Consider the following 12,163-nt stretch of genomic DNA (forward strand, 5'->3'; position numbering starts at 1 on the left):
TGTTTCATTTTTGTTTTTCAAACTTGGTCACTCCCCAGAAAAGCATTATTAAACAATTGTAACATTTCTAGTGTCCATTATAAGGGGGTCGACCACTGGCACCCACACAATTTAGGAATGTACCCGGTTTTTACGGGCGGCCAACGCTACGACTATGCCTAGAACGATAAAGATGATGTCGAATAGGATTTCTAGTCCTTGGAATGCTTCAATGTAGTTGACTAGGAACCAGCTTTTTGAGCCATTTGTTAAATGATTGATTAATCCTCCAATTCCTTGAATAAGGAGAAGTAAGCTTAATCCTTTCATAATATCCTTCATTATTTTTCACCTCATTATTTTAAAAATGAATGTAATGCACTTTTTTGTGAGAAGTGCAGCATTTGAAGAATCCCTTGGCTACTATTATGTGGTATTATATTTAATACAATGTGCTAAAAAGATAATAACACGATGTGTTATAAAGAGGAAGTGATTTTTTATGCCAAAAATTGTGAACCATGAGCAAAAGCGGAAGTCGATTGCGGAAGCAGCATGGAATATTATTAAGCGAGAAGGAATGGAAAAGGCCTCTATACGAAGGGTTGCATCGGAAGCGGGGATGTCAGCTGGTGCTTTACGTCATTACTTTTCAACGCAAGATGAAATGCTGTTATTTATCATGAATTACTTTTTGGAAGAGGGGAAAAAAAGGACTGAACAGAAAGATTGGTCCGAAAATCCGTTGCAGGCAGTGGAGGAAATTTTATTAGAGCTTATACCAATGGACGAAGAAAAGAAAGTCGAAACGAGCGTTTGGTGGATCTTTGCGATTCGCTCCCTCACAAGTGAAGTATTGCAAGAAAAAAAGGATGAAATGACGGACGGTACATATGAATTAGTAAATTCAATGATCCAGATGTTAATTTTACATGAGATTGTACCAAATTCCATTAATGTAGAATTAGAAACGAGTAGGCTAGCAGCGTTGATAGAAGGATTGTCCATTCATGCATTGTTGCGCCCAGATGTTTATACGGAGGAAAAGGTAAGAGCGGTCATTCGTTATCATTTGGAGACGTTGTGTTAGTTATGCAACGCTGATATGTGAAGTTGAGGTAGGAACATACTACCTATCACCTTTTTGAAAAAGAAGGTGTCTGTATTATTATAACAGCACCTTCTTTTAACTTTATTTAATTTGAACTCGTTCATCATAATTTCGAGAAACCATTTCCCTTGCGCATAACGGTCTTTAGAGATTTCATATACATCTGAGTCTGTGACACTAATATCTGGATTCAAGTCAGATAAGACTTTTGAATTATCTTTGTCAATATCTACCGCGTACATAGTACTAGCCTCGATATCTGGTTTATATTCAGTACCTTTTTCATCCACTAATGTAACTTGTGGATAATCAAACATTCCGACTGGCTCATCAGATATATTCTTCAATGTGTATTCAATCGCTAGAAAAGTTCCACCTTCTGCAGCTTCTTTATTAAAATATTGACTTCCAATTTTTAATTTTTCATCGACTTTCGTTATAGTTACTTCTAGTTTATCTGCTGGGACAGGTTCTCCAATAGCATATACTTTTGGTTCTGTTTTTTCATTTGAACCTGTTGATTGGTTTTCTGTTGCTGTGTTTGTATCCTCATCTCCACCGCCTAAAGCACTACCAATAATTCCTAAGACAATAATAGCTGCAATAAAGGATAAAATTTTGTGGCGCATAAACCAATTTCGTTGATCTTTACCACAATTTGGACATTTTTTTACACCTTTTGCAATTTCTTTCTTACAAGCTTTACATGGGACTAAACCGTTACTTGCCATGATTAGTTCCTCCTTTATACTTGTATTAACCTGTAGTATGTCCCAATATCCTTTTGCTAATATATTTTCGTCGAAATGAACTGAATTTTTAATACAAATTAACTTTGCCCTGATTCCTTATTGGCATCAGGGTTCGGTTGGTAAATATTGATTTACTTATTTTCTTAATATATTGTGTGGAATGGAGCATCCTAATATTTCAATTATTTTGGACTGGTATATACCTCAATATAATAAATAAAAAATAATGAAGCCAAAGTTACCAGAATGTGAATAAATTGCTTTACAAGCAGGGAGTGGGGATGGATTACTATAATGGTAAGATAAATCAGAAAATATTAACTCGTAACCAATAGAAAAAAGAAGTAATTGCCCACCGCTCACGCCAGAGAGTTGGGTAATTACTTCCTTTAATAATTGATTGGGTGCCAGGCACCGAAACAACTTCGGAACAAGTCTGAACATTAGGAATTGTGTTAGAGTTGTGCGGGTGCCAGGCACCTTACACAGATTTTACTATCAGCACACCTAATCCATTTATTACGGCTTCTTTGGCTACTTCTTTTTCGGCTATTACGTCGTAGCCACTTTCTTTTAATGGGACGGTGGTTTGTTCGCGGTTGTTGTTGATGTAGAAGGTGTAGCGAACATTGTCGTTGATACGGCTGCTTGCGAAGATGCCTTTTGGTACGTTGTATGTGTCGACATTTTGTTCTTCGGCAACATCTCGTAGGAAATCGCTCGCAAATTCGTCACTGCCCATGACACCTACGTAGTAGACCATACCTTTTCCATATTTGTTTTTTGCTACGGCAGTTCTGCCTGCATAGAATTTTTCTTTATAGGTTGCAAGTGACTCCGCACTGTTTGTCTCGAGCATGTCCAACCATACTTTTACCGAATACTCCTTACCGTTATACGCAATCTTGTTAGCATAACGGTCTGGTAAAACTTCAAATTCGTCAACCATTAATCCGGCCATTTCTGCTAATTTTCCTGGCCACGGCTCGTCAATCGTGACATTCGCCCAATCTTTGAATCCACTTCTTGCTCCTATGATTAAGCAGCCACCATTTTCCACATATATTTTTAAATTTTCATAGATTTCATCACTGACCATTGCCATGGATGGAGCGATTACCACCTTGTATTTCGATAGATCCGTCGTTGGCGCACAGAGGTCGGCTGTAATGCCCATTTTGGCAAGTGCACGATAATACGTTAACATATGGCCGCGATGATCAAAGTTGCGATACTGCTTGTGCGCGTCAAATGCCCATATTTGATCATAGTCGTAAAAGAGGGCAACCGGTGCTTCTACGGTAGTACTGGCAAGTTCATCGCCAAACTTCGCTAATTCATTTGTGATTTGTTTTGCTTCAAAATAGGCTCTTCTTGGTGAACCATCATGTCTTAATAAGCCATTTGGATTTTGTTCGTTACTATAGCGATTGGACCTCCAGCGATAGTAGAGAATCCCATTGGCACCTCTGGAGATATTGAGATAAGACCATAACCGTACTAATCCTGGCTCTATCGCTAAATTATAATCACTATAGTTAAAATAACCATTTTTCTGCTCAAGAATCCAATGTGCTTTATGTTTTGTGCTTCGATGATGGTCGTTGATAAAACATTCAATATGTGGGTCGCCGTCTACACTTGGATAGCAGTCCCACCCGATGAAGTCTAGGTCTTTCGCTAAATCATAATAATTTAGGCGCTCATACCAGCCCATTGTGTTATGGGTAACGAATTGGTGTGGTGCATGTTTTTTCAAAATATCGACTTGGCGTTTTACATGGTTCACAGTTGAATCAGAACCGAACCTTGTGAAGTCGAGTTTTTGTGAAATCGAGATCGTTAACTGGTCGGCAGATGGTGGAGTGACCTCATCCCAACTATTGTACACTTGGCTCCAAAACTTCGTGCCCCATGTCTCATTTAGTTTTTCCAATGTGCCGTAGCGGTCTTGTAACCACTTTATAAAACCTTCACGACAATCCGGACAGTAACATTCTACATTGCGTAATTCATTATCAATTTGCCAGCCAATAACTGATTCGTGGTTTGCATAATGTGCAGCCATTTTATTTGTTAAGCGATCAACGTAATGGATGAATGTTTTGTTATTTTTGCAATGCAACCCTCGAGCTCCGTGAATTCTACCGAAATTGTCTGTCCTTACAATCTCTGGGTGTTTCTTGCGTAGCCATGGTGGTGATGCTTCGAATGGTGTGGAGAGCATGAATTGAATGCCTTCCTTACTCGCCATTTCCATAAACTCATCCAACCAAGTGAAGTCAAATTCGCCGTCGGTTGGTTCTAGAAATGACCACGACAATTCTGCTAGCCTAAGTACTTTTATTCCCGCCTCCTTCATCATCGCAATATCTTTCGGCCATCTCTCGCGCGGCCAATGATCAGGATAATAACCTGCCCCTATGTAAATCTTCTCTTCCATATCAAATTCCCCTCTCTTTGTGGTGCCAGGCACCCACACAACTCTGAAACTATTCGGAATTTTCCCGGTGCCTGGCACCTACACAATTTAGGGTAAGGAATTTTGGGGGAATTGAACATAGATGGAATTATTGAATTCTTGCACAATACTACTATTTGAAATGAAATTTATTATTTTTTCTTCTTTCTTTGTTTTAATCTGACGGATTTTTGATTTTATATTATGAATTGATTTTACAAATACACTGTTTTTTGGTAATAGCATTTTTTCACAAGGAGATAGGTTCTTTAGCCATGGGGCAATTTTTCTGGCAACCAAAAATTAACCATTGTATAAATAAACCGCAAGTGTTATAAATATACATATTTGAGCATTGGGGGAAATGTTATGCAAGAAAATGAACAAATTTGGATAAATAATAATGGATTTACTATTAGTACGAATAAAAGTTTTTTGGATATGGAAGTAATCCATAATTTCCTTAGTAAAGATTCTTATTGGGCAAAGGGAATTGCTAAAGAATTAATAGAAGCGTCAATTGAAAATTCCATTCTTTGCTATGGAGTGTACGAAGGCAATCCCAATAATGGGTCGGCTAAACAGGTTGGTTTTGCTCGAGTTGTATCTGACCTTGTGAGATTTTCTTGGATAGGTGATGTTTTTGTAATTGAAGAATATAGAGGGCGTGGACTTAGTAAATGGTTAATGGATGTAATCACAGAACACCCTAAATTAAGTGGGACATATTTTCAACTTGCTACTAAAGATGCCCACACGCTTTATAGTCAATTTGGTTTTAAGCCATTAGAGCATGTTGAAGATAGAATGTCCAGGCCAATGAATTGGGAAGATATTTATAAAGGTTATAAATTAAAAGACTAGAGGCACATTTCCTAAATTAGAATCTACGAAAAATACATGAATGGAAATTGTCGTAAACCTAATCCTTCAATGGATGATTTTTTTGTATAATGTGTCCTTTTTATTTTAAGAATAATGGAAGAAGTATTTCCAATGGCTATTAAACCTTTATTTGTGATGTAATAATGCTTATTGATTGAAAAAGCAGAATGGTGGAATTCAAGTTAATGATTTTGGGATACTTCAATCGGTTTAAACTGGGAACTTTAATCTGTTGTGGACATGGATAATATAATGTAATAAATTTCATAACACACCTTATATTCCCATTTAGTATATAGTATAATTTTACCATTATAGGAATTTAATACATTTTTTAATGCTATTCCTTTGTGAGTTCACCTAAAAAAGCAATGGTTAGATTTTAATTTAGTCCTTGTTGGACGAAGAGAAATATTAATTAGCCTTAAATTCAAGAATCCGAGTATATGAGCGAATATATAAGGAATGGGCATCAAGAGGAAGGCTGTCAGTCTGAAAATGTTACGGGAGTATCGACAAGCTTTACAAATGACAGGATTAAGAATAAAGAATGCATTATAGGAATTTTTTTTTAGAACTCTGCATATATACTAAATCCACCATAACAGCTTTGCTCTTATTGCGACCATGTTATGTGGAAGTCTTTTAATATTTAATATTCTATTTTGTTCTAATAGAAAGGAGATACAAACTTGAGTGAGACAAGCAATACGGAGAGCATTTTGGAAAGAATATCTGATGGTTTTTACTCCTTAAATAAGGATTTAAAAATCGGATACATAAATAATGTTACTGAAGAGCTTTTACAAATTAAACGTAAAAATGTCGTGGGACAATATATTTCAGATGCGTTACCTCATAAAGATCTACAGAAATTTGTAATCCGATATAAAAAGGCACTATTAGAACAAAAACCTTTAGAATTTGAAGAGTATTTTAACAATAGATGTTATGAAATAAGGGCTTTTCCTTTTTCAGGAGGTTTGTCCGTATTTTTTAGAGATATTACACAACAAAAGCTAGAGTATCAAAGAATAAATTATCTTGCTAATTATGATTTTTTAACAAATTTGCCCAACAGATATTTTTTTCATAATTACTTACATGATAAGTTGCGAACACTTGAGAAACATATCGCCATTGTTTTTATATCTATGAACAAAATAGAAAAAGTAAATGATACATTTGGTCATGGTACAGGTGACCAATTAATAAAACAAACAGCAGAACGTCTAAAAAGTATTTTAGAACCAATAGGGTTACTTGCACGTTATTCTGGAAACGAGTTTCTTTTCACTATGGAATACAGTGATGTACATGAAATATCTTCTATTATTGATAAAGTAATGGAGTCTGTTTCTAGTCCGTTCTTAATTAATGGTTTTGAACTAAAAGCTGCACTAAGTATTGGCATAAGTCAGTATCCAAAGGATGGAGATAGTTTAGAATTATTAATGAAATATGCAGCAATCGCGATGAATAGAGCTAAAAAACTAAGTGGAAATAACTTCAAATTCTACTCCTATAATGATGGGGAAGGAAGTATTAATCCATTAGAGTTGGAGATGGAGCTTTATAAGGCTATAGATCAAGATCAATTATTCCTCCAATATCAACCAAAATTAAATTTAAATACAGGGAAAATAGTGGGGGTTGAAGCTTTAATTCGTTGGGAACATCCAAACTTGGGATTAATTCCACCTGGTGTATTTATCCCTATAGCGGAAGAATCGGGATTAATCATACCTATCGGAGAATGGGCTTTACATGTTGCTTGTAAACAAAACAAAATATGGCAAGAACGTGGATTTAATACCGTAGTTTCAGTCAATTTGTCCGCGATTCAATTTAATCAACCTAATCTAATTCATACAATTAAAGCTGTTCTTCAAAAAACAGGACTTGAACCGCGTTTTTTAGAAGTTGAGATTACGGAAAGTATGACGGCTGATTTTGAGAGTACAGTATCAATGTTACAGGAGTTAAAAAAGATTGGTGTTCGTATAAGTATTGATGATTTCGGGACTGGGTTTAGTTCACTAAGCTATTTAAAACATTTCCCTGTAGACATTTTAAAAATTGACCAATCGTTTGTTAGAAAACTTCATAATAACCCTAATGATGGAACGATTGTTAAAGCCATCATTTCAATGGCTCATAATTTAAATTTGAAAGTAGTGGCAGAAGGTATTGAAACGAAGGAGCAACTTATTTTTCTCCAGAACCATTTATGTGATGAAGGGCAAGGATTTTTCTTAAGTAAGCCCCTAATGGCCAATGAGTTAGAACTAAAATATTCTAGCATTGAACAAATTGTGGAGGACAATGGGGTACCCTGGGATGTAAAAGAGAAATTGCAAAAGGGAAAAAAAATCTACCAATCGAGAAAAGAGTTGGAAGATACTGTTCGATTACAACAAGGTATGATTTTCAAGTATACAAAAAGAGATAATCGATTTATTCATACACTCGTCGATGGGGAATTACTATATCGATTTGGAATGATTCCTTCCCAAGTTATTGGAAAAAGCTTAGAGGAATTTTTGCCTCATGAGAATGCGATCATAAAAACCTCCTTTTACAATAGAGCATGGGATGGGGAAGAATTTGTTACTTATGAAGACGAGTTAAATGGAATTTGTTATTTAGCTACTTTACGCCCATTAAAAAGGGGAGGAGAAGTAGTTGAAGTTATTGGATCGTGTATTGATATAACTGCACGAAAAAAGACAGAGAAAGCTTTAAAAGAGAGTGAGTGTAAGTATCGCCTTATTGCTGATAATATGACCGACATCATAATGTTATTGGACATCAATGGCCAAATATTATATTCATCACCATCCTTAGCCAATACCCTCGGTTACCCGCTAAGATCATTTGTAGGTCAAATTTCATTTGATTTAATACATCTCGAAGACAAACAAAACGTCATAATGGAGTTTCAACAAGCAATAAACAATAAAACACCAGCGAGGTTGGAAGCGAATTTTTTGACTAGTAGTGGAAATTCTGTATTATTTGAAGGTGTTGGAACTCCAGTACTTGGAAAAAATGGAGAAACAGAATACTTTATTGTGGTTGGAAGAGATATTACGGAAAAAAGATTTGCGGAAGAACAGCTCTCAAAAGCTGAAAAACTATCTATTGTTGGTCAACTTGCAGCGGGAGTAGCACATGAACTTCGAAATCCTCTAACTTCCATAAAAGGGTTTATTAAACTTTTTGAGCAAGGAATCAACAACAAAGAATATTTTGACATCATTTTTAAAGAGTTTGATCAAATTGAAAGAATTCTAGATGAATTTTTAACTCTGGCTAAACCATTGGAGATTCAATTGCAAAAGGTTAATATTCAAAACATTATTAATGAAGTCATCATAATACTTAAGTCTGAAGCAAATTTGAGAAGTATAAAGATATTTCAAGAATTTCAACCAAATCTTCCAAATATTTCGTGCGATATGAACCAAATAAAACAAGTATTCATTAATATTATCAAAAACAGCATTGAAGCAATTCCGAATGGGGGATTCGTGAAAATTAAGGGTTCAGTAGAAGATGGAAATCTCGTAATGAAAATTATGGATAATGGGATTGGTATAAATAAAGAACGTATTAAACGATTAGGTGAGCCGTACTACAGCATTAAAGAAAAAGGTACTGGTCTAGGTTTGATGTTATGTTATAAAATTGTTCAACAGCATAATGGGAGCATAACCATAAAAAGTAAAGAAAACAGCGGTACTACGGTTGAAGTTAAGTTACCATTATCGGTAATTCAGAGTTCAGGTATTGAATAAACGGTTGCATTAGTATAAAACTACAAATAAAAAAATATCGGTTCCTACATGAAGTATAGGAATCGATTTTTTTATAAGAGTGGTTAGCATATCCGCGTAAAACTATGATCGCCTGGTTACCAACAAATAGTTTTCTGTTATCTTCTTACAGAATCCGAAATTGGCTATTTCACGAGTGAAATAGCCTTTTTTTTACTTAAAGTGATTTATATGGTAATTATCTGTAATAAGAATAGCTGCCAAATGTTCATAATTGATTTTTCTAGCTTGGATTTTATTGATTCCACAGGAATTGGTTTCAACTTGATCGATAAAATATAATATTTCTTCCACTGCATGTCAATGTTTATCAGTAGTTTCCATTGACATGTAATACAACTTATCTACTGATTTTTGTATATCCTTCTCTAGTAAAAGGGATATTTTTTGTGTGTCAAATGAACCACTACCAGCAAAACAGACATTCCCAATTGTAGTAAAACTACTTATGCAGTCACCAGCGTTTAAATCAAGTGACTTTTCTAGAGGTGGGCTCCAACCGCTATTTCGAATAATATTAGAATAAACATTTACCTTCTTTAATTAGGAATTATGTTAATGTTGTAAACAAGGGACAACGATATTTATACGATGATAGCTGGAATGATATTGCTGTTTCTTTGTCGAAAATTTTCCTATCTATTACAAATGAAGTTACCTCTATCGACTGGATTGCGCATTTAACTAAGAAAATTAAAGAACAATATGAATGGAGTAAGCTTCCAGTTGAGCCAGATTCATATATTACGATATCGGATGCTCAAAATAGTAGTTTGTATTGCAGTGGAAATATTTTAGTATTAGGACAAGGGTGTATTAACACAAAAATCCATGCTGGTGGAAGTTTAAAGGTGAATGGAATCATTCGAGGTGGAGAGGTATACGGAAGAGCAGGCGTTGAAATAAATCAGGCTGGTTCTGAAAGTGGAACACCAACCTTTATATCTGTTCCAAGTGATCAGAAGATAACCATTAATAAAGTGATGGAAGGTACAACCATTAGGATTGGTAATGTTAAATTTAAATTTCTAGAGACCACATATCGAGTTAATGCACATCTTGATAAAAATGAACAAATTGTATTTGCATAGTGGAATGGAGAAGATAAAATGTTTGGATTTTCATTAAACGTTGATGAAGATCCAATAAAGGTAATCTTTAATGGTGACTTGGATATCGATAGTACGGAAGTTGTGGAGGAGGATTTATTACCCAATATAAAGTCCTACCAGAAAGTAATGCTAGATTTCACGGAGGTCCTTTTTGTAGATTCATCTGGAATGGGATTACTAATCCATCTTGTACAAACATTACAAGAAGAAGGCGTTAACGTTACTATTGCAAATGTAAGAGAAGAAGTGATGGACGTCTTTAACCTCCTACAATTACCAGATATCCTTGGGGACGATGTCTTTATCTAATTGTTTCGGTGCCAAATTTTTTCGGTGCCAGGCACCGGGAATATTCAGAATCATTCCTGAATTGTGCGGGTGCCAGGCACCGAAAATAAAGGGTCAGATCTCGTTAGCGAGTTCTGACCTTTTGTACTTTATGAATGACGGCGCTCTACGATCTTGATAGCTAATACTTCAAAATTGAATTGTTGATTTCTTGCACAATTCTACTATTTGAATTGAACTTTATGAGAATTATATTATTAAGGAGAAGTAATTTTTTCACGTTAGAAGATTTAGGTAGAGGTTTGTAGGGTTTTTTTGATAGATTTTAATAGGAAATTCTAGAGAATTATATTATCTTGAGGTGGATATTTCACTTTTGGTATACTGTCCAATATGACTTCGGAAGGGAGTAGTACGTTGACTAAAAGCAAATTACAATTTTGGTCGTTGCAGATTCTAATCATTATTGCGATTATTTATGTTGGTTCAAAGATCACGTTTTTGCTAGAGCCGATTGGAATTTTTGTTACTACACTGTTTTTTCCTATTATTATCACTTTATTTTTGTATTTTTTATTGAATCCAATTGTAAAGTTTTTAACAAGGAAAAAGGTGCCGTTTTTTGTAGCAATCATACTAGTATATGTGGGTAGTTTTTTTCTCGGTTTAATTATGATTAGCTATTTTATCTCTCCAATCACACTACAATTTAATGAGCTGTATAACGCGATTCCTATCTACATAAGGAAGGCGACGCATTTTTTTGAGTCCGTTATACATTCTTCTGAAATTAAAATGATTCAGGAAGATTATAGTGAACTGTTTGAAACTGGAAAGGAAAAACTATTTGAATTTGCTAATACGCTACCAGATATTGTTACGGGGTGGATCTATAACTTCTTTGGGATCATGTCGAAAATAGCAATCATATTGGTTTCCGTTCCTTTTTTATTGTTTTATATGTTTAAGGATGGATATAAGTTTCCGATGGCGGTATCTAGATTCTTTCCGACATCCTATCGCGACGAGGTAATAACCATTATGAAAGAGACGGGAGAGACACTGTCATCTTATATTCGGGGACAAGTTACTGTTGCTTTGATTGTGGGGACGCTCTCTTTAATCGGTTATCTCATCATCGATTTGCCATTTCCACTAGTAATGGCAATGCTAGTAATGGTAACCAATATCATCCCGTATGTTGGACCGATTCTTGGCGGAGCACCAGCCGTAATTGTTGCTTTATTTGATTCACCTGTAAAAGCACTACTTGTCATATTGGTGATTCTCATTGCACAGCAATTAGAGGGAAATGTGATATCTCCACTTATACTTGGGAAAAATCTCGATGTGCATCCAGCTACTATCATCATTATCCTGCTGGCAGCTGGTAATATCGCAGGCCTCGTCGGAATGGTATTAGCCGTCCCGTTCTATGCCGTCACGAAGGTAATCGTACTAAACATAAGGAAAATAATAAAAGTAAGACAACAAAAAAAGCCAGCTACATAAATTGGGTAGCTGGCTTTGTTGTTTTGGTGCCAGGCACCGAAATAATTCAGAATCGTGTGGGTGCCAGGCACCGAAACAACTCCGATACTATTCGGAATAGTTCGGGTGCCTGGCACCGGGCACTAGCGTTGCACAGCAGTAAAAAAATGTAAAATGAACATAAATATTGATAAAAATAGAAAAAGCTCCTATTGTAGTGTTGGTAACGATGACTAAATCAGTTC

General features: G+C 35.5%; 10 protein-coding genes. 7 read left to right on the top strand and 3 right to left on the bottom strand.

The genetic code is table 11. The annotated features are described in order from the left end of the window. Positions 1 to 111: 111 nt before the first annotated feature. On the bottom strand, positions 112 to 321 hold the full coding sequence (locus ACFPM4_RS19180) for a hypothetical protein (RefSeq protein WP_144928794.1): 210 nt from the start codon (positions 319 to 321) through the stop codon (positions 112 to 114). 160 nt (positions 322 to 481) lie between these two features. On the opposite strand from ACFPM4_RS19180, the gene ACFPM4_RS19185 reads away from it, so the two are divergent. After that, positions 482 to 1,069 (top strand): TetR/AcrR family transcriptional regulator, encoded by a 588-nt coding sequence (locus ACFPM4_RS19185; RefSeq protein WP_144928797.1) that lies wholly within the window; start codon positions 482 to 484, stop codon positions 1,067 to 1,069. On the opposite strand, the gene ACFPM4_RS19190 is transcribed toward ACFPM4_RS19185, so the two are convergent. Continuing rightward, positions 1,066 to 1,821 carry a DUF4352 domain-containing protein gene (locus ACFPM4_RS19190; protein WP_382355403.1) on the bottom strand — a complete coding sequence of 252 codons (756 nt, stop codon included), beginning with the start codon at positions 1,819 to 1,821 and terminating at the stop codon, positions 1,066 to 1,068. The two genes, ACFPM4_RS19185 and ACFPM4_RS19190, sit on opposite strands and share 4 nt — an antisense overlap. A gap of 502 nt (positions 1,822 to 2,323) precedes the next feature. Beyond that, positions 2,324 to 4,318: a beta-galactosidase gene (locus tag ACFPM4_RS19195; protein WP_382355406.1), complete on the bottom strand. Its 1,995-nt coding sequence runs from the start codon at positions 4,316 to 4,318 to the stop codon at positions 2,324 to 2,326. A 354-nt stretch (positions 4,319 to 4,672) separates the two neighbouring features. Between ACFPM4_RS19195 and ACFPM4_RS19200 the strand changes: the two genes are divergently transcribed. The 6 genes from ACFPM4_RS19200 to ACFPM4_RS19225 all read left to right on the top strand — a co-directional run bounded on the left by ACFPM4_RS19200 (position 4,673) and on the right by ACFPM4_RS19225 (position 11,939). Beyond that, positions 4,673 to 5,167 (top strand): GNAT family N-acetyltransferase, encoded by a 495-nt coding sequence (locus ACFPM4_RS19200; protein ID WP_382355409.1) that lies wholly within the window; start codon positions 4,673 to 4,675, stop codon positions 5,165 to 5,167. A 713-nt stretch (positions 5,168 to 5,880) separates the two neighbouring features. Beyond that, a complete protein-coding gene (locus tag ACFPM4_RS19205) occupies positions 5,881 to 8,988 on the top strand; it encodes an EAL domain-containing protein (RefSeq protein WP_382355412.1) in 3,108 nt (1,035 codons plus the stop codon). 430 nt (positions 8,989 to 9,418) lie between these two features. Continuing rightward, positions 9,419 to 9,553 carry a hypothetical protein gene (locus ACFPM4_RS19210; RefSeq protein ID WP_382355415.1) on the top strand — a complete coding sequence of 45 codons (135 nt, stop codon included), beginning with the start codon at positions 9,419 to 9,421 and terminating at the stop codon, positions 9,551 to 9,553. A gap of 94 nt (positions 9,554 to 9,647) precedes the next feature. Next, positions 9,648 to 10,118 carry a FapA family protein gene (locus tag ACFPM4_RS19215; protein WP_382355418.1) on the top strand — a complete coding sequence of 157 codons (471 nt, stop codon included), beginning with the start codon at positions 9,648 to 9,650 and terminating at the stop codon, positions 10,116 to 10,118. Positions 10,119 to 10,136: 18 nt separating this feature from the next. Further along, positions 10,137 to 10,448 carry an STAS domain-containing protein gene (locus ACFPM4_RS19220; RefSeq protein ID WP_382355421.1) on the top strand — a complete coding sequence of 104 codons (312 nt, stop codon included), beginning with the start codon at positions 10,137 to 10,139 and terminating at the stop codon, positions 10,446 to 10,448. A gap of 396 nt (positions 10,449 to 10,844) precedes the next feature. After that, positions 10,845 to 11,939 carry an AI-2E family transporter gene (locus ACFPM4_RS19225; protein ID WP_382355424.1) on the top strand — a complete coding sequence of 365 codons (1,095 nt, stop codon included), beginning with the start codon at positions 10,845 to 10,847 and terminating at the stop codon, positions 11,937 to 11,939. Positions 11,940 to 12,163 lie beyond the last annotated feature (224 nt).

It is taken from the genome of Lederbergia graminis (assembly GCF_042655485.1).
In the GTDB taxonomy this organism is placed as follows: Bacteria; Bacillota; Bacilli; order Bacillales; family Bacillaceae_C; genus Lederbergia; species Lederbergia graminis.